The following is a 20,524-nucleotide window of genomic DNA, read 5'->3' on the forward strand; positions in this document are numbered from 1 at the left end:
GACGGGGTGCTCGGGACGTGCGGAGGGGCTCAGCCCTCGAAGGTGGCGTCGAGCGTGATGTCGACTCCGGTGAGCGCCTTGCTGACGGGGCAGGTCTCCTTGGCCTCGTCGGCGGCCTTGAGGAAGGCGGCCTCGTCGATGCCGGAGACCTCGCCGCTCACGATGAGCTTGATGCCGGTGAGCTTGAATCCGCCGGCCGAGTCCGGGCCGAGCGAGACGTCGGCGCGGACGTCGAGCGCCTCGACGGTGCCGCCGGCCTGGCCGAGGACGGCCGAGAACTGCATCGCGTAGCAGGCGGAGTGGGCGGCCGCGAGGAGCTCCTCGGGGCTGGTCGAGCCGTTGGCGTCGTCGGCGGCGCGCTTGGGGAACGAGACGTCGTAGGTGCCGATCTTCGAGCTCGAGAGCTCGACCTGGCCCTCGCCGGTCTCGAGCGAGCCGTTCCAGGCGGTGCGTGCGGTACGAGTGGGCATGAGTCCTCCTTGGGGGGCGGGGAGAACCGAAGAACGATCGTTCTCCCCTGATGCGCCGAGCCTAGGTGGAACGCGCGGCGTCCTGCAACCACCGGCCTCGGACCCTCGGCGAGATGCCAGTCCGGCGCGCCTCCGTCGGCGTGTCGCGTACGGGAGCGGCCTGTCGCGGAGGAGAGGACGGCCGCCAGGTCAGTGCACGAGCTTCAGGCCGACGACGCAGCCGACGATCCCGAGGACCAGCAGCGTGCGCACGAGCGAGAAGCCCTCGCCGCCGAAGAACATGCCGTAGAGGACGGTCAGCGAAGCGCCGATCCCGACCCAGACCGCGTACGCGGTGCCGGTGGGCAGCTCGCGCATCGCGTAGGCGAGGCCGGCCATGCTCGCGACGACGCCGACTCCGAAGACGACCGACGGGCCGAGCCGCGTGAATCCCTCCGACTTGCCGAGGGCGGTGGCCCACACGGCCTCGAGGACACCGGAGAGGATGAGGACGATCCAGGACATGACAGCTCCTACGAGTCAGTCTTGTCGCGTTCCGGGTACTGCTCCCTCGTCCGGTCGCCGTCATCGGCTCCGGACAGTCTGCCCGTGCGCGCTGGGCAGGCCCTGGGCAGCGCGCGGCTGAGCCGGGTTCGTCGGCACTCCGTGCGAGGGCGGATTGATCGCCGGACCGGACGTCGCCGGCGAGACCGGCGATCCGGACGACGAGCGGGACACCTCGGGCAGCGACTCCGGCACGCTGCCTGCCGGCTCCGCTCCCCCGCGCAGCTGCTCGAGACGCGAGTGCAGGATCGTCGTCACCGGCAGGCGGTGCCCGTGCGCCTCCTCGTAGGCGAGCAGCACGCCGAGGCCGGCCTCGTCGAGCGGGCGGATGCGCTCCGCGAGCGTGCCGAGCGGGATGTCGTTCCAGTCGGGGAGCGGCAGCTCCTCGCGGGAGGGTGTGTCGGTCATTCGTACTCCTTCCGTTCCCTCCATCCCACGCCTCGGACGGCCGTCCGCCCAGGGGCTTGACCGGTCGCGGGGAGAGCGCGGCGGTCGGGAGGGACGGTCCGGCGGAGCGGCGGCCCCGCCGGGACCGTCAGCGGATCAGGCGGTGCGGCGGGACGAACGACGGGTCGCCAGGTGCACGAGGACTCCGACCACGAGGAGGATCCCCGCGTAGAGCCAGACGATCGGGTCCTGCTGGCTGAGGAGCAGCACGCACGAGGCGACGCCGAGCACGGGGATCGCCGTCCACACGCGGAAGTGGTCGTGCTCGACCTTGTCGCGCCGCAGCACGAGCACCGAGACGTTCGTGCTGATGAACACCAGCAGGAGGAGCAGCACCACGGTCTCGGCGAGGGTCGCCAGATCGCCGACCAGGGTCAGGAGGCACGCCGCCAGCGTGGTCACCGCGATGGCCACCCACGGCGTCCGGCGCTTCGGCAGCACGCGGCCGAGCACGTCCGGGAGGAGGCCGTCCTTCGCCATGCCGTAGGTGACGCGGCTCGCCATGATCATGGTCAGCAGCGCTCCGTTGGCGACCGCGACGAGCGCGATCAGGCTGAACAGCCACGCCGGCACCCCGGCTCCGCTCGCCGTCACGACGTCGAGCAGCGGGGCGGAGGATCCGGACAGCTCGTCGGCGGGCAGCGCGATCGAGCTCGCGAGGCCGACCAGGACGTACACCGCACCGGCCGTCAGCAGCGAGCCGAACAGCGCGCGCGGGTAGACGCGGCTGGGATCGCGGATCTCCTCGGCGATGTTGGCCGAGGTCTCGAAGCCGACGAAGGAGTAGTACGCGATGATCGCCGCGCCGAGCACCGCCAGCGCCGGCGCCTGCTCGGAGCTGAGCTCGACCGTGCGGGCGAGGTCGCCGCCTCCGCCCGCCACCAGCAGCGCGACGCATCCGATCACGATCAGCAGGCCGCCGACCTCGATCACGGTCATCACCGTGTTGCTGAGCAGCGACTCCGCGACGCCCCGCGCGTTGAGGCACGCGACGAGGATCAGGAAGACGATGGCCGTCGGCACGGTCGGCACGTCGAGGAAGGTGCCGAGGTAGTCGCCGGCGAACGCGAGCGACAGACCGGCCGCGCTGGTCACTCCGGCCGCGAGCATGGCGAAGCCGACCAGGAACGAGACGATCGGGCGCTTGAACGCCCGCTGCGCGAACACCGCCGCGCCTCCCGCCTTCGGGTACTTGGTCACCAGCTCGGCATAGGAGCCGGCGGTCAGCAGCGCGAGGCCGAGCGCGAGCAGGAGGGGCATCCAGACGGCGCCGCCGACCTCCGCCGAGAGCGTGCCCATGAGGGCGTAGATGCCCGCGCCGAGGACGTCGCCGAGGATGAAGAAGTAGAGCAGCGGGCCGGTGATGCGGCGGCGCAGGGAGGTGCCGCCGGCCGCTCCGGTCGCGGGGGCGTCGCTCGTGGTGGCCATGTCGTCCTCTCGTCGCGCGCTCGGGAGCGAGCACGACGGGCCACGCTAGGGAGGAGGGGGCCGGGAGGTCGAGAAGGTTGACCGGGCGGGGTCGGGGGCGCTACACGCGCGGGACGGGGCGTCTGCGGAGCGGGCGCCTGCGGGCCGGGCGCGTCCCCCGGCCGGGCACCGCATGCCGCGCCCCGCGCCGGCCGTCAGCCGAGGACGACGTGCTCCCCGCCGCGCTGCTCGGCGATCTCCTCGCCGACCTCCTCCGCCTCCTGGCGCGACTCGTGGTGGCTCAGCGGGACCTGGGCGTGGGCGATGCGGTTGTGCCAGCCCTGCTCGTCGGAGTAGGTCTCGATGGGGAGGACGGTCGTGGTGCTCATGGTGCTCCTTCGTGGTGGTCCCTCCATGGCACCTCGCGCCCCCCGCCGCTCGGGAGAGGGTTGACGCGAGCCCGTGTCTCGAGCAGGACGGAGGCGTCTCGGCAGCACACCAGCGAGCGGCGGCGCCGCGGCGTGTCAGGGCGAGACCATGCCGCCGTTCACGTTGAGGGTCTCGCCGGCGACGAAGCTCGACTCGGCGGACGCGAGGAACACGTAGGCCGGGGCCTGCTCGGCGGGCTGGGCGGCACGGCCCATCGGCGACTCGCTGGAGCCGAAGTCGGGCAGGCTCTCGGGGTCGACGCCGCCGCTCACCTGCAGGGCGGTCCACGTCGGGCCGGGCGCCACGACGTTCACGCGGATGCCCTTCGCGGCGAGCTGCTGCGCGAGGCCCTTCGAGAGGTTGTTGATCGCGCCCTTCGTCATCGCGTAGTCGAGGCGGTCGGGGGCGGGCTTGTGCGCCTCCGCCGACGCCGTGTTGATGATGGTGGCGCCCGCGGGCAGGTGCGGGAGGGCCGCGCGGATGATCCGGAACGGAGCGAAGACGTTGACCGCGAAGGTCGCCTCGAACTGCTCGTCGGTGATGTCGAGCAGGTCCTCCTTCCAGATCTGCTTGCCGGCCACGTTGACCACCGCGTCGAGCCCGCCGAGGCCCTCGACCGCCTCCGCCACGAGCCGCGTGCAGTACTCGGCACTCGTGAGATCGCCGGGGATCGGCACGGCGGTGCGCCCTTCCGCGCGGATCAGCCCGATCACGTGCTGCGCGTCCTCCTCCTCGCTCGGGAGGTAGGCGAGGGCGACGTCGGCCCCCTCGCGGGCGAAGGCGATGGCCACGGCTGCGCCGATCCCGGAGTCGGCTCCCGTGATGAGCGCGCGGCGGCCCGCGAGCCTGCCGGTGCCGCGGTAGCTCTCCTCGCCGAGGTCGGGCACCGGGGTCATCCGCGACTGCAGCCCGGGCTCGGGCTGCTGCTGGACCGGCGGAGTCACGTCCGGGTACTGGGTGGCGGGGTTCGTGAACGTGTACTGGTCGGGCATGGCTCCTCCGTCCGCGGCACCCGGATCGGGCCGCTCCCCTCCATCCCAGGCGAGCCGCGCCTCCGGGGCCACCCCGTGCACGGGCGGGCGGCGCTGTGGTAGCCGGCGCCGCGCCTGCTCGGAGGACCGGCACGGCGACCCGGACGTGCCGGTGCTCCGCTCCGCGGATGAACACCGGACGACAGTGGGCTCCCCCGCGCGCCGAGGCCGCGCGGGCGTGCGAGGCTTGATGGTCGTCCCCCTCCCGCCCGCCCCCGACCTCAGGACACCGTGAACCCTCAGGACACCGCGAAAGCCCCCGCCTTCCCCTGGATCGGCCTGCTCACGCTCGCCGGCGCCGTCTTCGTCTCCGTGACGAGCGAGTTCCTCCCGACCGGGCTCATCCCCGACATGTCGCGCGACCTCGGGGTGAGCATCTCGCTCACCGGCCAGCTCGTCACGATCTTCGCCGCGACCGTCGTCGTCGCGACGACTCCGCTGACCCTGGTGACCCAGCGCTTCTCGCGCAAGAGCCTCCTCCTCGTGGCGCTGTGCACCATCGCGGTCGCCAACGTCCTCGCCGCGCTCGCCCCCACCTTCGGGCTGCTCATCGGCGCCCGCATCCTCGGCGGGCTCGCCCACGGCCTCTTCTGGGCGATCGTCGCCGCCTACTCCGCGCATCTCGTCGCTCCGAAGCAGCTCGGCCGCGCGACCGCGATCACGGCGGGCGGCGGCTCCGCGGCCTTCGTCCTCGGCGTCCCCCTGGGCACGGCGCTCGGGCACGCGTTCGGCTGGCGGCCCACCTTCGCGATCCTCGGCGGCGTCGTGCTCGTGCTCGCGCTGATCGTGGTGAAGTTCCTGCCCGCGGTCGACCACCACATCCCGCTGCGGACCGGCGAGATCCGCCTGCCGGCGCGGAAGGACCGGACGCTCCCCCGCATCATCGGCGTCTGCGTCGTCATCCTGCTGGTGCTGATCGGCCAGAACACCCTCTCGACCTACATCACGCCCTGGCTCGAGAACGCCTCCTTCGCCCCCGACACGGTGCCGCTCGTGCTCTTCGCGTTCGGCGGCGCAGGGGCGGTCGGACTCGTCCTGGCCGGCTTCGCGACCGACCGGTTCCCCCGCTCGGGCTTCGTGGTCGCCGCGATCGCGGTCGTGCTGGCGCTCGCGGGCCTGGCCGTCGCCGCGGGCACCGGCGCCGCCACGGCCGTGGTCGTCGCCGCCGTGGTCTGGAACATCGCGTTCGGCGGCATCCCGGCGATGCTGCAGACCCGGATGCTGCGCACCTCCTCCTTCCAGCTGCGGAGCCTCGCCGCGGCGCTCCAGACGACGGCGTTCAACATCGGCATCGGCGGCGGCGCGGTCGTCGGCGGACTGGCGATCGACGCGAGCGGGCTCGACGTGCTGCCGTGGGTCGCGATCGTCATCGTCACGGTGGGGCTCGTCGTCAGCCTGATCGTCGACGCCCGGGCGACGGCGGCGGTGCGGGCGGAGGCGGTTCCTACTCGCTGATCGTGTTGATGACGGAGGAAGAAAGTGCTCCGGCGCATGCCGATCCGCGCGTTCACGCTCGAGCTGGAACGATCTTCCTCCGTTGTGAAGACGGCGGCCTCCGGCTTCGTGGACACGGCGGCGTTCCTCCGGCGCGAACACCGGGATGTCGTCCGCACGGCCGACGCGGCGGCGCGGGGAGCAGGGGATACGGTCGAGGGATGAGAGACGGAACCCGATGAGCCCGAGCACCCTCGAGCCGCCGCTGACCCTCCCCTACTACGGGGCTCCGCCGATGGCGGCGCTCCGCCGCTTCTTCGGCAACTACCTCCGCTTCCGCGGGAGGGCGAGCCGGGCCGAGTACTGGTGGATCATCCTCCTCGGCAGCGTCCTCACCGCGCTCCTGCAGCTGGCCGACGGCGGTCCGTGGCGCCTCGACTTCACGCTGACCCCGTACCCGAGCGGCGCGCCGTTCCAGACCTTCTGGGTGTCGCTCGCCGCGAGCGCGATCGCCCTGGCGACGTTCCTCCCATCGCTCTCGCTGATCTGGCGTCGCTTGCACGACGTGAACCTCAGCGGGCTGTGGATCCTCGCGATCCTCGTGCCGATCGCCGGCTACGTGTTCCTGCTGATCCTGTTCGTGCTGCCGCCGCGGCCGGAGGGCGCGCGGTTCGACTGACCGGCGGACGCGTCGGCGGCGGAGTGCCGGACCCGGCCGACGAGTCAACGGCCGGCAGACCGGCCGGCGCCTCGACGGGCGCACCAGGCCGCCACCTGTAAGCGCTGGCGCATCGGATGGAAACCTCCGCGGGTCGCCTGATACCGTGCTGCGCAGGTCAGGGTCTCCGCGCGCATGTCTGGGCGTGAGCGCTAGGAATCCGGCCGCACACCTCGGCCCATTCGACGAGAACTCGAGATACTGCACAGCAGTCCTCTTCGCCGGAGACGGTGGAGGAAACCTCCGGACCTCACGAGTCGACGGACGGCCTGGAGGCCCTTTGTAAAGGCGCAGCGGGGCCGTGGGAGCCCCCCGCCTCATCCGGGTCGGCTCGGGGCTCCAGGAGCCTCACCGCGAGCCGGTCGGTCGCAACGACCACCCTCGAAGACGCGCCGCATCAAGTGACCGTTGGGCACTCGGCTTCACTGCTCTCCCTCAGGGAGCGGAAGGGTGACGTCGACGGCGCGCAACTCCGTCATGTTCGAGCGCTCGACCGCCCGGTAGACCGCCGAGCGCGTCGCCCCAAACTGCTCCGAGAGCTCGGCCACGATGTAGTTGCCCTAGCGGCACTCCGCCACCAGGTGCGCCTCGATCTTCGGGAAGCGCTTCGGCTGGCGGCCGCGCAGGCGCCCCTTCGCCTTCGCGATCCGCATCCCCTCGCGCGTGCGCGACCGGATCAGGTCGCCCTCGAACTCCTCGATCATCGCCAGCACGTTGAACAGCAGCCGGCCCATCGGGTCGTTCGGGTCGTGCAGCGACCCGCCGATATTCAGTCGCACTCCCCTGCGCGCGAGCTCGTCCACGACGTCGCGTGCGTCGGTGGTCGAGCGGGTGAGCCGGTCGAGCTTCGTCACGAACAGAGTCGAGCCGGCGTCGCACGCCGCCAGGTCCTCGCGCAGCGCGGGCCCCTCGCGGTTGCTGCCGGTGAGGCCGGGTCAACGTAGATCCGCTCCGCCGGCACACCGGTCGCAAGCAGCGCGTCGCGCTGCGCCTGCGCGTCCTGCTTATCCGTCGAGACGCGGGCGCCTCCGACAAGCTCATGACGTCCGCCTACGACCACAAACCGGGCCTCAGACCGACCGCCCCTCTACGGACCTCGAGCTGATCGCGGTCCAGATCGCGCTGAACCTCGCGTCATCGGCGGCCTTCATACCGAAGAACGAACGGTCACCGTAGGGGGCGAGCACGACCGATCCGCCCTCCTCGAGGACGACCTCGATCGATCGCCGGGTGAAGAACCGGTCGAGCAGCGGAGTCGGCCGGACGGACGCGATTCGCGACCACGGGAAGGTGACCCGCCGCGCATTCGCCTGCGACAGGATGCTCAGCCCGGTCTCGTCCAGGTGAACGACCGGGTACGACCCCATGCTGACGTCCGGGTCCAAGCCCCTCACCAGCGACCGCAGGTGCTGATGGTAGACGCACGCGAAAGCCTCCCCCGAGGTCCCGGGATCAAGTTCCGCCACCCTCCGCGCGGAGCGCCCGGCTGACGCCCTCGCCCAGAGGAAGAGCCCCACCGCCAAAACCACTAGAGCCCCATCGATGACAGCGACCACCGAATATGACCCGCTCCGGCTCAGAACGAAGAAGTGCTGCGCGACGACGGCACCGACCGCGAGCACGAGCGGAAACCAACGAACCCGGAGAGCAGGAATCGCAGAAACGGTCACGGCATTGGTCATTTGTTCCTCGCTTGTCGCCGAAGTAGCGCCGCAGTCTTCCAGTCCAGATGCGGCTCGCCTGCCTCCCGCAGGATGACACCGGTTCTCGAATCCACCGTAGGAACCGTGATGCGCCCGAACCCCAGGGTCGTGTAACTGGCTTCCTTCTCAGCGGTGACCCTGGATGTGCCGATCGCGAGACAGATCATTGACCAAGCGAGAGCGGCGAAGAACAGCACCAGCGGCACGAAAAGGGGCAGACGCGATCCCGGAGGAAGGACCGCGAACCCGATGACGAGCCAGATCCAGGCGATCGCCTGGGCGAGCGTTCCCCACCCGGTGTTGAGAATACGTGTACGCGCAGACCACCCGGGCAGCACTTCCACCCTCCCCGGCACCAGCGCAGGTTCCCTCTCCGCCCCCGACATCACGCGCCCTCCGTCGGCAGCGCCAGGGCGACGGCCCCAGCGGCGCGCGCATCAGCCCGCTGCACCGCCCGATAGACCGTCGAACGCGCGACCTTGAACTCCGCCGCGAGCTCGGCAACGGTGTAGTTCCCGGCACGATGCTCTGCGACCAGATGCGCCTCGATCTTCGGCGACAGCTTCGGCTGACGGCCACGCAGACGCCCCTTGGCCTTCGCGACCTTCATCCCCTCACGCGTGCGGGCGCGAATCAGGTCCCCCTCGAACTCCGCGACCATCGCGAGCACGTTGAACAGCAGCCGGCCGATCGGATCCTCCGGATCATGGACCGACCCCCCGATGCTGAGCTTCACGCCGCGGCGGGTCAGCTCATCAACGATGTCGCGAGCGTCTGTGATGGACCGCGCGAGCCGGTCGAGCTTCGTCACGAGCAGAGTCGATCCGGCGTCGCATGCCGCCAACGCTTCCCGCAGCGCGGGACGCTCGCGGTTCCGGCCCGTCAGACCGGAATCGACGTAGATCCGATCGGATGGAACGCCGGCCGCCCGGAGTGCGTCGCGCTGCGCGGTCGCATCCTGCTTGTCGGTTGAGACGCGGGCGTATCCCACGAGAGCTGCCATGCGCTCAGTGTGTCAGTTGACGCCCCATCATCGGGCATTTCATCGGGCGGGTCTATTGCGACGAACAGCGCCGCGAGATTCCGGTCTCATTGTCAGTTCTCGAGGTCCTCTGCACAGATCTTCGAGGTCGTCTGCACAACTATCGGAGCCGTCATTTGGAGCCTACGCCGGTGTCAGCGAGCTGCGTCTAGGTGCTCTTGCGTCCGAGGACGCGAAGGCCGTCCGGCCGCACTTCGCCGGTTGGCGAGACGTGGCGGTAGAGCGTCTGGCGCGAGATGCCGAGTTCTTTGCAGAGGGCGCCGATGTTCGTTTCCGGCTTGCCCATCGATGCCATCGCGAGTCGCACCTTGGCGGGCGTCATGGTGAACGGGCGCCCTCCGACCCGACCGCGTGCTCGTGCTGACGCGAGGCCCGCCATGGTTCGTTCGGAGATGAGCTCGCGCTCGAACTCGGCGAGGGCCGCGAAGATCCCGAAGACGAGCTTGCCGGCCGCGGTGGTCGTGTCGATCGCCGCCCCCTGCCCCGTGAGCACTTTCAGTCCGATGCCGCGAGCGGTGAGGTCATGGACGGTATTCACGAGGTGGTGAAGGTCGCGTCCGAGCCGGTCGAGCTTCCACACCACGAGCGTGTCGCCCTCACGGAGCGCTTTCAGGCACGAGAGCAGACCCGGCCGATCATCCTTCCGGCCGGACGCGAGGTCGGCGTACAGCTGCGCGTCATCGACGCCGGCCGCGAGCAGCGCATCGCGCTGCGGATCTGTCGTCTGCGTTCCATCGGTCTTCGAGACGCGCATGTACCCGACGAGCATCGCGGACCCCTGTCACTTATACGGCCGAATACGTGACATGGAGCTGTCAGGCCGGCACGCCGAAAAGAGTAGTCACGTAACTGGTCACTCATTCTAAGTGTCGTGAACGGCCAGTATCCGATTCCGTGACGGCGCGCGGTCAGCGAGAATCCGATTGCACCTTGACTGTCTCGCCGTCGAGCGAGAACCGGAGCCCAGTGCCCTGTCGGAACTCGGCTACGAGCTGCGCAGGCATCTCCTCGGCAACGGTCATCTGCACGGCAGCGGGAAAAGACCCGGCGGTGCAGCCGCGCGAGGCCAGCCCTCCGTCTGCCGAGTCGGTAGGGAAAACGAGAAGACAGAACTCTTGGCTGTCTTCAGTTCGGATGACGGTGAGGCCGTAGAAATCATCCGTGGTGAGGGCGTCCCCGAACCCACTGTCCGCCCCCTGCTCCACCTCGCGCAGTTGCAACGCGCCGACCTCACGTCCCCGATCGCCCGTCGCCCACACAGTCGCGGCGAATACGAGCAGTCCGGTCGCGACGATCGACACCGCCCACAAGGCGATTCCTCCCCTGCCGAGTCGTCTCGCGATTGACGCCGGCGCCTGATGCGATCCGTCACCTGATGACTCCGTGTCCGCCCGCGCCGCTGATTGCTGGCCGGATGACGTACTGAGGGTTCCTGTGTGATCGGCGGGCTCCGCGGGCCCCTCGAGGAGTCGCAGGCGCTCTCGCTCCTCGGCGTCGATTCCCGCTGTGGCGTCTCGCCCGTACGCGCGACTTCGAAGGCTCTCCAGTTCGGTCCGCTCTGACTCGTCCATCTGCTGGATTCTTCCAGCAGACAGCGCTCACGACCGGCAGTCGATCCCCTACGGGACGGACACCCGAAGGACGATCCCGTACGGAACGGTTCAGTGGCGCCCGCATCGCGCGTGCAGGGGACCCTGAACATCTAAATGCTCACGGTTGTCTGCACGAGTGGCGCGATAGCGCGAAGAGTCGTACAGGCGACCGCGAGGAACGACAGCAATTGCCAGCACCCGCGCACGCGTCCCGTTGCGGCAGACCCAACCTCCATGAGGCAGTGGGTGTCGTGCTCAGAACGTGCCGGCGGTGGAAAGCGGCAAGCGCTCGAACTGTTCAACTCCGAAGTCGTCGTCCCATCGGAGTCCGAGGACATACATCCGAGCTCGGCTCGGCGCGCCGGGACGAAACGTGAGGGGCACCCCGGCGGGAAGCACCGGCACAGGGATCGTGACACCTACTGGCCGTGGTCGGCGGCCGCGGGTGAAAACGTCGACGCGGAGGTCGTGGACTGGTCCCGGTCCGCGGTGCTCGAGGCTGTATGCGGCAAGGTTCGGCTCGTACGTCACGAACCATCGCGCCGGCCCGTCCCGGTGCACTCGCCTCGTCGCCATTCGGTTCAAGAAGCGCTGTCCGGCGCGACGATTCGCGGCACTCGCCTTCGGAGTCCTCGCTGCGTCGGCAGCCTTACGATCAGCCCGCCGATCCAGCAGCTTGTTCAATCGGTAGAAGACGAAACCCACCACGCCTACCGCCGCAGCGCCGATCACCGCGCCAGGCGCCTCAGCGATGCTGCGCACCATGTCCTCGATCACGTTCACCACTCACTACCGACCTTGAATCGCATGTTGACGACTCCACGGCTCGCCGGATCCGACGGTACCTTGGACTTCCACGCTGAGCGTGTGATCGGGTCAGGAAGGCCGCAGGTGCAAGAAGAGGGCTCTTCGCAGCAAGTCTCTGGGGTCGACCTCCTGGCTGCTGATCTTCGTCGGCTACGTCTGAGAGCGGAAAGTCCGACGCTCGTCCACCTGGAGCAGCTGACGGGAGTCTCGAAGTCGTCGCTGTCAGACGCGTTCAAGGGCAAGCAGCTGCCGTCCGAACGGACTCTCGATTGCCTCGTCCGCGCACTTGGCGAGGACCCGTCCGCGTGGCTGGACCGGCGCACCCTACTAGCGTCCCCCACCACCAAGACGCGCTCGGCGCCCGATGAGCCGGCGCCACCGACCGCCGGTCCGCAGCCACAGCACGCGTTGACTCTTCGCGGGGCTGTGGTTCTCGCTGTCGTAGCGTTCGGGGCGGGAGCCGCAGTCGCGACCGGCATCACTGCCCTTGTTGATCGCCCCGAGGCAGTTGCTGCCACCGAGCCGGATCCGGGAAGCCCGTCGATGCTTCCCGTCGAGAACGGCGTCGACCCCGCAGCGACCTCCTGCCTGGACGACGCCCGACCGGCCGCATCGGAGACACGCAACGAGAGCGTCCTACTCGAAGTCATGTGGTCAGATCGCTGCCAAGCCGCATGGGGTCGGATCACGCGATACGACAACCAGAGCTTCAACAACAGCGTCCACATCGAGATCTACCCACAGAGCGCTGACCGCGACAACCACCGACAGGAATCCACAGTCGAAGGAGTCCAAAGCGCCTACACCGCCCTCATCGTCCGGTCAGACGCCGACACACGCATCTGCGCGCACGGGAACATCACCCTCAACGGCGACACCATCGACGTTGGCGACGCACTCTGCACCTGACTGAACGGACCGGAACCAGCGCAGCTCTAATCCGATCACTCAGGAACGCCCATTCAAGGCCGGCCGGGTCGACATCGACACACCTGGTCAGAGCACCAGGACCCGTCCCACGCCACCCACGCTCCGCTCGCTTCGATGCAGCTGATTCTCCAGCTTTTCCGGAAATGACGGTTCTTCCAACGAGGACCCCAGAACCGCCCCACGCCTGTCACCGTCACGTCGACGGCAGATCGCCGGCTCATCGAGGAGGTAACACCCATGAAAGTTTCCCGACGTCTGGCCTCACTGGGCGCAGCACTCGCGCTCGCAGGTGGTCTCTCAGTCGCCACCGCAACTCCCGCTCTCGCAGCCGACTACGGCGTCAACATCGCCAACTACTGCGCCAGGAACGTCAGCAGCGGCACCCTCGCACCCAGCCAGGCCACCAACATCAACAACCGCTACGACGGCTGGCGCTGCGGCACCCGCTACGGCCTCGTCGGCGTCAACGTCGCCGTCGCCTGCCAGCAGCAATACAACTCCCGAGCGGTCGCCGTCACCGTCAACACCAGCGCCAGCGGCTGGCGCTGCCGCTTCTAACCCGACACCACACCAGCCAGCAGATCAGGGCCGGCCGAGCGCTCAACTCGGCCGGCCCTCCGCCGTGCCCGCGACACCACCGTTGTACCCACGTGCCGCCCTGCGGCCGGCAGGTCGGCTCAGAGGTGCTTCTTGAGCCACTCAGTGGTTGACGCCCTCAGCCCACGCCAGCTACCCGCGCCGCTGAGCTTCAGTACGAGGAGCTTGTCGTTGGCATCGACGTACTTCGTGGCAGCGTCCCTCACCTCGTTGCTGGTCATGTCTGTGACGACGACCCATGTGCTCTCGAGCGTGTGCTTCAGATGAGCGATGAGCTCGTCATAATTACGTCCCGGTGCAGAGAGGTCATAGCTCACGAGGTAGCTCGTCATCGGTTCCTCCATCGGGGGCGGTAAGAGAAGTCTTCCACCATCGCGACGCCGAGCATCCCCGGCGCATCGCCCCGCCTGCGCACCCCGCAGGAGGCCGCCTTCGCTCACGGCTCGACGTTCACACGAGACCATCTAGTTGGGGTACCCCTATCGGACGCCCGCTCAGCGATCACCTTCGAGACGTGATCCGCCCCTACCGGTGATGCGGTTCACTGTGGACATGAATCAACGTCGCCTCGTGGTCCTTGCTTGCGCAGCAGCGCTCGTGATCACAGCAGGAGGTGCAGCTGCCCTCCTGCTGACCGCGCAGAGCTCGCTACCACCCGCTGGCTCCGCGCGCTCCACGCTCACGGCTCTCGAGCCGGGCGTTCTGACCGGGGATGTCGAAGCGATCCGTGCTGCCGCTGGCGCGACGTCGGAGGAACAGGCTTCCGGGATCCTCGATTCCTGTGCTGACGTATCAGCGACGGATACGCAGTTCGACGTGTTCGATGAGCTCGTGCCGACCTCTGCCCACGCTTACCTCGCCGGCGCATCCCGCTCTGGAGCCGCCGCGCGCAGTGCGTGCGAAGTGTGGATCAGCTGGGATGGCGAAGCATGGGTCGCCAGCTCGAAGCACACCACCGCATCTCCGACACCTCTCCCCACGAGCTGACCGGACCTGCCGCGCTGTGGGAGACGGAACAAGCATCGGCGCCTCAAGCGACCGGTGAACGACCCGCTAACGGGCGCGTGGACCACGGTGGTCGAAGCGGGAGGCAGAATGGGCGCGTGGCTTCACGGATCTTGAACACGCTCACGGAGATCTCGACTGCCTCGGCGCTCGACCCGACTCTTCAGGCATTATTGGCGATTTTCGGGGGCGCCCTGCTTGCCGCTCTCGCTGGGTTGGCGGGCGCCGCGGTTGAGGGTAAGCGTGAACACAAGCGGTGGCTCCGAGAACGTCGGCACGAAGCGTTCATTCGCGCATACACCCTCATAAAAGGCTTCGACCTCAACACGTCGAAGCAGAACAAGGTTGCCGCGCGTCTACTCAGCGCCAACAAGATCGACGAGAGCGCGGCAGCGGACTTGGCGAAGCTTCAGGCTGAGGCAGATGCGCTGTTTGGTACGGTTGCGGCAGAACTCGCTCCGATCCTTGTCTTAGGTCCTGCCTCGGTCGCACAGCAGGCGATAGACATGCAGCTTGCCTATGAGGCGGATGACAAGCAAGCGCAACAGCGCGCGGAAGCCTCTTTCATCCTCGCCGCCCAACAGGCTCTCGCAGTACCCCGGCATCAGCGCCCAAGGCGGACCCGCCTGTAACCTCGCGCCCTGGACCAGTCGAACCAACGAACTACCCTCCTACGGAACGACTGCGGTGACCACCGACGACTCCCGTCCAGGAATCACTAGGCCCGTCTTAGCTTCTTTTTCCACCCAAGGTTTGAGCGTTGGCGCACTTCAAGTCGAACCTCAGCTAGCACCTGACGACCCCATCATTAGCAGGGGTCTGCAAAAATGTGCAACGTATTCCTAAAGCGCCACCAAGAGGGATCCGCAGCGTATTCGGCTCTATACGTCGGCCCCACCCCCTCAAACGTAGATGTTGATCAGAACTCCCACCACAACTTCCACCGATAGCACGCCAAGAACACCCATTGCCGAAGCGCCTCGAGGCTTAGACCCGCCGTCTGTAACCTCGAACGGAGGTACTAAGTTCTGAATAGCGAATCGCCCCCAGATCCCAGAACTCATCACGACAAGCCATACTACAATGCTTGCAACAATATTTGTGAGATTATTGAAGCCTATGGCGTTAGTTATCGCTGTGCCAAGAACTGAAGTAGCGGCGACCACACCCAGAGCACCCCAAGTTCCACGGATACCACTCCACCAGGCGACCGATTTTGATATTTCCTCAGAGACGGCCGCAAACGCGGATGTTGTCCAATCCTCCGGGCCAGCGACCGAAAGTCTCAAGCCGGCGCGAGTGACTTCGATGTGTATTTTCGCGCTACTCCCGTAATAATCAGGAGCTTTGAGCAGAAAATCTCCAAGAGTACGAGAATCAAATTTCCCGGCGAGCATTTCCGTGTCACCCTGATGATCGACACTTCCGGTGGAAGTATACATTCTCACACTTATCGAGTGCTTCTCGACCGCGGCGATTCGAGCCTCTGCGAGGGCCTTCTCCGCGGCGTCAACTTGCTCGATATTAACTTCGACTTTCTTTTTCGAGAAAGCTACTTCCTTTTCTAAATAGGTTAAGTATGTGGATTCTTCTCCAGTCCCCGCCGGGCGATCATCAACTTCTTTTGCAACGCGCTGTTCGTCTGCTTCAAGAGTTTTGCCAGCTCGATCAAGTTCATTTTCTGCACTCGATAGACGCGACTTCGGCCACGCGAGGTCATTCTCGACTGCATCATCCCGAGCCGTTGCTATGAGCCTGTCCAGGAGTTCCAGCAACGACCGAAGGTCTCGGCGCGTCCCAGCCCATGCATTCCATCTCTTGTTCTTTGTCGACGTCGTTACCATCATCACTCTCCACAAAACTTCTATGCCGTCTTAGACAGTACTCGATCAGCACGCTCAGGCTTCCGCTCGGCAACCAGCTTGACCACCGGGCAGATTGAAACGGAGGGAGACCATCGCTGAGACCACTGTCATGCGAAGGAGCACCCCTCGCGATCACGTTCTCGGTCACAATTTCAGACCCTTCGTTCTCGTAGAAACGCACCCACGATTATCCGGTGAGCCTCGACCGATGGCGAAGGCGAGTGGTCCCTCGGGCCGGCCGCCTTCGCCACCTCCGTTCACTGGCCGTAGCGCTGAAGCGTCCGGTGAACGATCCCCTATCGGTACGCAGTTCCCGTGGCTCGGAGCTCGGGATCTCGTCACGCTCTCCAACGAGTAGGTGTGGGAAGGTCTCATTCATGAGCAGTGACGAGGAGCGGCGAAACGACGCAGTACAGATTCGCGTGTTCACCAGCGCCGCGTGCGTTTACCTCGCCGCTGCCGTCGCGTTCGTGGTCCTCGAGCTCACGACGGACCTCAACGGCGCGAGTGGCGCGATTTCCTGTCTGACGTTGTTCGTCGTGAATGCCGCAATCGTTCTCGTGCGACGGCGACAGCGGCGTCGCGACGGCGCATGAGACCGCGCTCCTGATGGAGCGCCGCAGCTCTGGAGTCGGGGTCGTCGCATAGGTGGCCACACGGAGGCGGTGGATCGCTTGGTCACCGATCCCCCTGTGGGACAGCGCCTCGACCGGCTCCCGCTAGAGCGAGCGCGACCTCGTACGCTCTGGTAAGCAGTGGGTGTGATCTTCACCCAGGGCCAACTCATCACCGGAGGTGGCGTCTTCATCACACTCTGTGGCATCGGCGTCGTGACGACGGGCCAGGCAGGCGGCTGGTTGATCGCCGTAGCCGGTGCTGTGATCGCCGCATCGGGTGCCATCCTCTGGCGCCGCGAACGTCGTTTCTGACGTCCGGTCGCACGGATCACAGCGACCCGCTGAGAGATAGTTCACCGGTACACGCAGACGCGACACCGAGCACCTGTTGTTTCTCGAGGTCGCCTGCACAATCGACGCGAGCGCGGCGGAACCGTTTCTGCAGGGGATCGTCAAACCGTTGTTCGCGGATGCCTCGGGTTGCAAAGCCCGATGGCGCGATGTCGACCGGGTGCGGAGCGCGATGACGACGACGGCCGCGCAGGTGCTCAAGCTACGGGCGCAGCTCTTCGCCTGTTCGACCGGTGGCCTCACTGGGGACTCCGAGCGTGACGACCAGGTAGCCGTCGCCGTCATCGCGTGGTCGGGGTGACTCCTCCACGAGCGGGACTGTTGAGGGCGGAGGCAGCAGATCGGCGTCGACCGCCGGCAGCACTTCGTCATCGTCGAGCGGCCACTCAAGCCGCCCGGCGGTCACGACCGGGCTGAAGTGGAGGAAGTGCGTGCGGCCGACGACGGCGGCGGTGAGCGCGTCGAGCAGTGAGGCGAGGTTCGGGTACAGCGTTCCGCCCGTGTCCGCATTCTCGGCCGCGAACTCCGCTATGCAGCCGTGGGCTGCGCCGGGACGTGCGTCGCAGAAGAGCAGGTACCCGTCCAGCCCGGCGAACGGCAGGAATGAGGGCAGGAACGTGTTCGCAACCATCCCCGCTTCGATCGGTGGCGTTGCGTAGAAGCTCGCGGCGTCGGCATCATCCGGCCGTTCCCACGAGTCCAGAAACATTGCGTGCTGGCTCACGACGTCATCAAGGGAAAAGAGCGTGAAGCCGGGAAGGAGGAACCCTGCCTCTCCCCACGTCTCCGGAGTCTGCGTCGAGCCGTTCACGCAGGCGAACCACTCCCGATAGGAGTCCGGCCAGGACACTCCGGTCCGTTGCTCCGCGACCGCGATCTCCTCCGGCCGCGCTCCGGGCCGCAGCGCGGCAAGAGTGATCGGCGCCTCCACCCGGAGTGCGTCAACGAGCCGGCCCCATGCGTCGGTGACATCCACGCGGTCAGCATAGAACGCGGGCACTCAACACAGGCTTTTGAGCTCGTGGCCCTGCGATCGACGGCGCTCTGTGGCGAGGTTCTCGCACTTTGCCTTGTTGCTCAGGCAGGAGGTTCGGAAGTGATGGTGACGAGAAGTTCGGCGCCGAGTCCACCTTCGACAGCGAGGAGGGCCGGGCCCACAGCGAGGTCAGTCGGTAGGTCGAAGGATCCGCTGACGGTCGCACTGGGCGGCTCGGGCTTGGATCGGCCGAGAAGGACACGATTGCCATCCGCTGTCGGAGTGATGCTGATGATGGTGTCTGATGCGGCTGGGGAGAGTCCGCCGCCGGTGTCTTCGCAGTCTTCGATCAACCCGTCAACGGAGAACTGCACTACCCCGCCGGGATGCAGGGAAGACTCTTGAAGCTCGATCGTCGGTGCAGCGCAGGCCGCAGATCCACTGTTGCCGTTGACGCCTGGCGCGCAGCCGTTGACGCACAGGGCGATGAGAAGAACGGCGGCGCTTGATCCATACGCTCGTGACCGATTCCAGCTCATACCGGTCAGCTAAGCACGGTCGCGGTGCGGTGCCGGTAACGATTAGAAGTTCCCGAGACGGTCAAGGTGCCGTGCTCTCGCGACTCCCGAACCTCAACTGGCGCCCGACGTCCATCCGGGGCCGACCAGGCCGTCCCGCATGGAGATCCCCATACGGGACGGCCGGTACGCCGGCTCTCTCCCCGACAGAATCGTGCGACGATCACCGCGTGAATTCACAAATCAGGGCCTTCGAGAAACGCTGGCGAGCCGAGTGGGGCGATGACGTGGCGCCAATCGGATGGCACATGCGCGCGCTCGACTCCGGGGCTGACCGCTGGAGGAGATTTCACACTCTTCCGAAGTCGAAGCAGTACCCCGAGAGCCCGGAGGAGATGCAGACGGTTCTCGATCGCTACGTCACCTTGCTGACCGAGGTCGCGGGCGATTCTGCAGCCTCTCTGCTCGTCATTGCGCAGGAATGGGATCAAGACGACCTCGCCCGGACTCCGTGGATCGAAGCTCTTCTTCCCGATGCCGTCCACTGGAGAAGCTCCGTGCACGACGAGGACCTCTACGATCTACCGGCTCTGACGATCAGCTTCGGGCCACACCGACCCGAAGAACTCGAGCCACTGTTCCGCGCCGTCTCGAACGAGGAAGCGCACGTCGCCGTCACCGACGCCACCGCTAGCTGGCTCTTCGCCCCCTACGACGGAGGCGTCGACGTCTTCCTCAAGGACGAGCGACAGCAGGAAGACCTGCGAGCGAGATTTTCGGACTGGCTACCGGCGCCAGGACTTCCCGGTTCACCACTCGACAGCAACTGACGACCGGAACGGGTTCCAGCAATCGCAGAGGAGCGTTCGGTGAACGATCCTCATACTGGACGAGGCGGTCGCGGGGTGGAACACTCTGCGGTAGCTTCACGACCGGGGGTGGTCAGGGTGGAAGTGCTCAAGGGCGTGAGCCTGCTCGCGTCGGGTGTCGTGATCGCCTTCCTCTGCTCGGTGTCGGGGTTTCAGGCCGGCGTTCGTGCGGACCTGGATCAGACCGGGGGCCACCTCAGCCCGGTCCTGCTCGTGGGCTTTCTGATCGGACTCGTCGTGTCAGCCGTCGGCGCGATCGTGCTCTACCGGTGCTACGAGCGTGCCCGCGGCGTTCGCTAGCTGCTAGCCGGAATCCGCAACCGCGGCGTCACGCGCTGTGGACACGCGGCCTGTGGCGGGTGCAGTCGAGAAACGGAGACTTCGCTGACGCCTCACGCGACAGACCGACGGGGGCCGCCGGCGCCGCCCTGCTCTGGGCCGCGACGCACAGCGCGGCCGAGAGCAGTACCCGCCCGCTCACCGGCCACTGAACGATCCCTATACGGAACGACGAACGGGCGGGCGCCCCCTAAAATCAGCGCTCGTGCGGTTTCGCCCGAATATCCAGCTCCGTTTCGGCATACTCCTGCCCGCAGCTCTGATCTGCGTGCCGGCAGCGACAGTATGGAAGCCCGGCCTCGCGCTGGACGAGCAGCTGGTCTTCATCGTCATCTTCGCGGTCGTCATATCGCTCGCTGCGCGGTGGGTTGTTTTCAGCGGTGTCAGCCTGCGAGAGAACGACCTCACCGTCCACGGGGTCTGGTGGTCCCGACGCGTCCCTCGCGACCAGACCATCCGAGTGCGCCAAGAAGCCGGCTTGATGGTCCTGCACTGGCGCGACCGTCACGGCCGCATCCGGCACACACCGATGATCGCCTTCACATCCGCATCCAACGATCCCTCATGGGCCGCAAGTCACAACACTCACGTAGCTCGAGCGGTCAACGACTGGATTGCCGGCGGAGACGGGCGCGGCGCGGGTCGCAGAGTCAAGGAAAACTAGAACCCTGCGTGCCGGTGAACCATCTTCTTTCGGGACGGCCGGAATGCCGGTCCTCCCGCTGCTACACACGGGGGCCAGGACGCTGCCGATCGGAAGGTTTCTTGGCGGCGAGAGTCCCGTCGTGGTCGATATGCTCGCGGCAGCCGGTCATCGGCTTCCCGTGAGGAGAG

General features: G+C 67.1%; 25 protein-coding genes, 1 pseudogene and 1 riboswitch. Of the genes and pseudogenes, 10 read left to right on the top strand and 16 right to left on the bottom strand.

What is annotated here, in order from left to right; all coding sequences use genetic code 11:
• Positions 1–29: 29 nt before the first annotated feature.
• From C5B98_RS08335 to C5B98_RS08360, 6 genes are all read right to left on the bottom strand, one after another.
• Positions 30–470, bottom strand: coding sequence for an OsmC family peroxiredoxin (locus C5B98_RS08335; protein WP_104222378.1), 441 nt, complete (start codon positions 468–470; stop codon positions 30–32).
• Positions 471–659: 189 nt separating this feature from the next.
• A complete protein-coding gene (locus C5B98_RS08340) occupies positions 660–974 on the bottom strand; it encodes a multidrug efflux SMR transporter (protein WP_104222377.1) in 315 nt (104 codons plus the stop codon).
• A 9-nt stretch (positions 975–983) separates the two neighbouring features.
• A riboswitch (guanidine-III (ykkC-III) riboswitch) is annotated at positions 984–1,047 on the bottom strand.
• Positions 1,035–1,421, bottom strand: a complete 387-nt coding sequence (locus C5B98_RS08345) for a hypothetical protein (protein ID WP_104327619.1) — start codon at positions 1,419–1,421, stop codon at positions 1,035–1,037. Its footprint overlaps the riboswitch before it by 13 nt.
• 135 nt (positions 1,422–1,556) lie before the next feature.
• Positions 1,557–2,888, bottom strand: a complete 1,332-nt coding sequence (locus C5B98_RS08350; RefSeq protein ID WP_104327620.1) for an APC family permease — start codon at positions 2,886–2,888, stop codon at positions 1,557–1,559.
• A gap of 194 nt (positions 2,889–3,082) precedes the next feature.
• Positions 3,083–3,256 (bottom strand): DUF2188 domain-containing protein, encoded by a 174-nt coding sequence (locus tag C5B98_RS08355; protein WP_181065496.1) that lies wholly within the window; start codon positions 3,254–3,256, stop codon positions 3,083–3,085.
• 135 nt (positions 3,257–3,391) lie between these two features.
• Positions 3,392–4,288, bottom strand: a complete 897-nt coding sequence (locus tag C5B98_RS08360) for an SDR family oxidoreductase (RefSeq protein WP_104227027.1) — start codon at positions 4,286–4,288, stop codon at positions 3,392–3,394.
• Positions 4,289–4,558: 270 nt separating this feature from the next.
• Between C5B98_RS08360 and C5B98_RS08365 the strand changes: the two genes are divergently transcribed.
• Positions 4,559–5,782: an MFS transporter gene (locus C5B98_RS08365; protein ID WP_104327622.1), complete on the top strand. Its 1,224-nt coding sequence runs from the start codon at positions 4,559–4,561 to the stop codon at positions 5,780–5,782.
• A gap of 217 nt (positions 5,783–5,999) precedes the next feature.
• A complete protein-coding gene (locus C5B98_RS08370; protein WP_181065497.1) occupies positions 6,000–6,440 on the top strand; it encodes a DUF805 domain-containing protein in 441 nt (146 codons plus the stop codon).
• Positions 6,441–6,901: 461 nt separating this feature from the next.
• Here C5B98_RS08370 and C5B98_RS08375 read toward each other — a convergent pair.
• The 7 genes and pseudogenes from C5B98_RS08375 to C5B98_RS16920 form a co-directional block, all read right to left on the bottom strand.
• Positions 6,902–7,539 (bottom strand): annotated as a pseudogene (locus C5B98_RS08375) (recombinase family protein).
• A gap of 10 nt (positions 7,540–7,549) precedes the next feature.
• Positions 7,550–8,161, bottom strand: coding sequence for a hypothetical protein (locus tag C5B98_RS08380; protein WP_104257712.1), 612 nt, complete (start codon positions 8,159–8,161; stop codon positions 7,550–7,552).
• A complete protein-coding gene (locus C5B98_RS08385; RefSeq protein ID WP_104327624.1) occupies positions 8,158–8,571 on the bottom strand; it encodes a hypothetical protein in 414 nt (137 codons plus the stop codon). The genes C5B98_RS08380 and C5B98_RS08385 overlap by 4 nt, the downstream gene beginning before the upstream one ends.
• On the bottom strand, positions 8,568–9,185 hold the full coding sequence (locus tag C5B98_RS08390) for a recombinase family protein (protein ID WP_104292875.1): 618 nt from the start codon (positions 9,183–9,185) through the stop codon (positions 8,568–8,570). The genes C5B98_RS08385 and C5B98_RS08390 overlap by 4 nt, the downstream gene beginning before the upstream one ends.
• A gap of 187 nt (positions 9,186–9,372) precedes the next feature.
• On the bottom strand, positions 9,373–9,993 hold the full coding sequence (locus C5B98_RS08395; protein WP_104226407.1) for a recombinase family protein: 621 nt from the start codon (positions 9,991–9,993) through the stop codon (positions 9,373–9,375).
• A gap of 139 nt (positions 9,994–10,132) precedes the next feature.
• Positions 10,133–10,525: a hypothetical protein gene (locus C5B98_RS08400; protein ID WP_104226406.1), complete on the bottom strand. Its 393-nt coding sequence runs from the start codon at positions 10,523–10,525 to the stop codon at positions 10,133–10,135.
• 546 nt (positions 10,526–11,071) lie between these two features.
• Positions 11,072–11,602, bottom strand: coding sequence for a hypothetical protein (locus C5B98_RS16920; RefSeq protein ID WP_181065498.1), 531 nt, complete (start codon positions 11,600–11,602; stop codon positions 11,072–11,074).
• A gap of 105 nt (positions 11,603–11,707) precedes the next feature.
• On the opposite strand from C5B98_RS16920, the gene C5B98_RS16925 reads away from it, so the two are divergent.
• Positions 11,708–12,532 (top strand): DUF2690 domain-containing protein, encoded by an 825-nt coding sequence (locus C5B98_RS16925; RefSeq protein WP_181065499.1) that lies wholly within the window; start codon positions 11,708–11,710, stop codon positions 12,530–12,532.
• Positions 12,533–12,790: 258 nt separating this feature from the next.
• Complete coding sequence (locus C5B98_RS08410) at positions 12,791–13,111, top strand: hypothetical protein (protein ID WP_104226404.1); 321 nt, start codon at positions 12,791–12,793, stop codon at positions 13,109–13,111.
• Between the two features lie 119 nt (positions 13,112–13,230).
• Here C5B98_RS08410 and C5B98_RS08415 read toward each other — a convergent pair whose 3' ends face one another.
• Positions 13,231–13,482: a SinR family protein gene (locus tag C5B98_RS08415; protein WP_104327625.1), complete on the bottom strand. Its 252-nt coding sequence runs from the start codon at positions 13,480–13,482 to the stop codon at positions 13,231–13,233.
• Between the two features lie 771 nt (positions 13,483–14,253).
• Between C5B98_RS08415 and C5B98_RS08420 the strand changes: the two genes are divergently transcribed.
• Positions 14,254–14,787: a hypothetical protein gene (locus C5B98_RS08420; protein WP_104226402.1), complete on the top strand. Its 534-nt coding sequence runs from the start codon at positions 14,254–14,256 to the stop codon at positions 14,785–14,787.
• Positions 14,788–15,057: 270 nt separating this feature from the next.
• Here the strand turns inward: C5B98_RS08420 and C5B98_RS16615 are convergent, their stop codons facing one another.
• Positions 15,058–15,930: a hypothetical protein gene (locus C5B98_RS16615; protein ID WP_146076915.1), complete on the bottom strand. Its 873-nt coding sequence runs from the start codon at positions 15,928–15,930 to the stop codon at positions 15,058–15,060.
• Between the two features lie 467 nt (positions 15,931–16,397).
• On the opposite strand from C5B98_RS16615, the gene C5B98_RS16620 reads away from it, so the two are divergent.
• Both C5B98_RS16620 and C5B98_RS16625 read left to right on the top strand, forming a co-directional pair.
• Positions 16,398–16,616, top strand: a complete 219-nt coding sequence (locus C5B98_RS16620) for a hypothetical protein (RefSeq protein WP_146076916.1) — start codon at positions 16,398–16,400, stop codon at positions 16,614–16,616.
• A 165-nt stretch (positions 16,617–16,781) separates the two neighbouring features.
• Positions 16,782–16,949: an LPXTG cell wall anchor domain-containing protein gene (locus C5B98_RS16625; RefSeq protein WP_181065500.1), complete on the top strand. Its 168-nt coding sequence runs from the start codon at positions 16,782–16,784 to the stop codon at positions 16,947–16,949.
• A gap of 241 nt (positions 16,950–17,190) precedes the next feature.
• Here the strand turns inward: C5B98_RS16625 and C5B98_RS08425 are convergent, their stop codons facing one another.
• Positions 17,191–17,964, bottom strand: coding sequence for an SMI1/KNR4 family protein (locus C5B98_RS08425; RefSeq protein WP_181065501.1), 774 nt, complete (start codon positions 17,962–17,964; stop codon positions 17,191–17,193).
• 826 nt (positions 17,965–18,790) lie between these two features.
• Between C5B98_RS08425 and C5B98_RS08430 the strand changes: the two genes are divergently transcribed.
• From C5B98_RS08430 to C5B98_RS16630, 3 genes are all read left to right on the top strand, one after another.
• Complete coding sequence (locus C5B98_RS08430; RefSeq protein ID WP_104226400.1) at positions 18,791–19,312, top strand: hypothetical protein; 522 nt, start codon at positions 18,791–18,793, stop codon at positions 19,310–19,312.
• Positions 19,313–19,429: 117 nt separating this feature from the next.
• Positions 19,430–19,651, top strand: a complete 222-nt coding sequence (locus C5B98_RS08435; protein WP_146076918.1) for a hypothetical protein — start codon at positions 19,430–19,432, stop codon at positions 19,649–19,651.
• A 244-nt stretch (positions 19,652–19,895) separates the two neighbouring features.
• Entirely contained in the window at positions 19,896–20,354 is a 459-nt protein-coding gene (locus tag C5B98_RS16630) for a hypothetical protein (protein ID WP_104351280.1), read from the top strand.
• Positions 20,355–20,524 lie beyond the last annotated feature (170 nt).

It is taken from the genome of Rathayibacter sp. AY1A5 (genome assembly GCF_002930875.1).
Taxonomy (GTDB): Bacteria; Actinomycetota; Actinomycetes; order Actinomycetales; family Microbacteriaceae; genus Rathayibacter.

Coding starts and splice junctions, on each gene's coding strand:
- C5B98_RS08370 (WP_181065497.1), top strand. CDS start 6,000: ATGAGCCCGAGCACCCTCGAGCCGCCGCTGACCCTCCCCTACTACGGG.
- C5B98_RS08380 (WP_104257712.1), bottom strand. CDS start 8,161: ATGACCAATGCCGTGACCGTTTCTGCGATTCCTGCTCTCCGGGTTCGT.
- C5B98_RS08395 (WP_104226407.1), bottom strand. CDS start 9,993: ATGCTCGTCGGGTACATGCGCGTCTCGAAGACCGATGGAACGCAGACG.
- C5B98_RS08335 (WP_104222378.1), bottom strand. CDS start 470: ATGCCCACTCGTACCGCACGCACCGCCTGGAACGGCTCGCTCGAGACC.
- C5B98_RS08410 (WP_104226404.1), top strand. CDS start 12,791: ATGAAAGTTTCCCGACGTCTGGCCTCACTGGGCGCAGCACTCGCGCTC.
- C5B98_RS08340 (WP_104222377.1), bottom strand. CDS start 974: ATGTCCTGGATCGTCCTCATCCTCTCCGGTGTCCTCGAGGCCGTGTGG.
- C5B98_RS08390 (WP_104292875.1), bottom strand. CDS start 9,185: ATGGCAGCTCTCGTGGGATACGCCCGCGTCTCAACCGACAAGCAGGAT.
- C5B98_RS08345 (WP_104327619.1), bottom strand. CDS start 1,421: ATGACCGACACACCCTCCCGCGAGGAGCTGCCGCTCCCCGACTGGAAC.
- C5B98_RS08350 (WP_104327620.1), bottom strand. CDS start 2,888: ATGGCCACCACGAGCGACGCCCCCGCGACCGGAGCGGCCGGCGGCACC.
- C5B98_RS16620 (WP_146076916.1), top strand. CDS start 16,398: ATGAGCAGTGACGAGGAGCGGCGAAACGACGCAGTACAGATTCGCGTG.
- C5B98_RS08415 (WP_104327625.1), bottom strand. CDS start 13,482: ATGACGAGCTACCTCGTGAGCTATGACCTCTCTGCACCGGGACGTAAT.
- C5B98_RS08360 (WP_104227027.1), bottom strand. CDS start 4,288: ATGCCCGACCAGTACACGTTCACGAACCCCGCCACCCAGTACCCGGAC.
- C5B98_RS08430 (WP_104226400.1), top strand. CDS start 18,791: ATGCGCGCGCTCGACTCCGGGGCTGACCGCTGGAGGAGATTTCACACT.
- C5B98_RS08355 (WP_181065496.1), bottom strand. CDS start 3,256: ATGAGCACCACGACCGTCCTCCCCATCGAGACCTACTCCGACGAGCAG.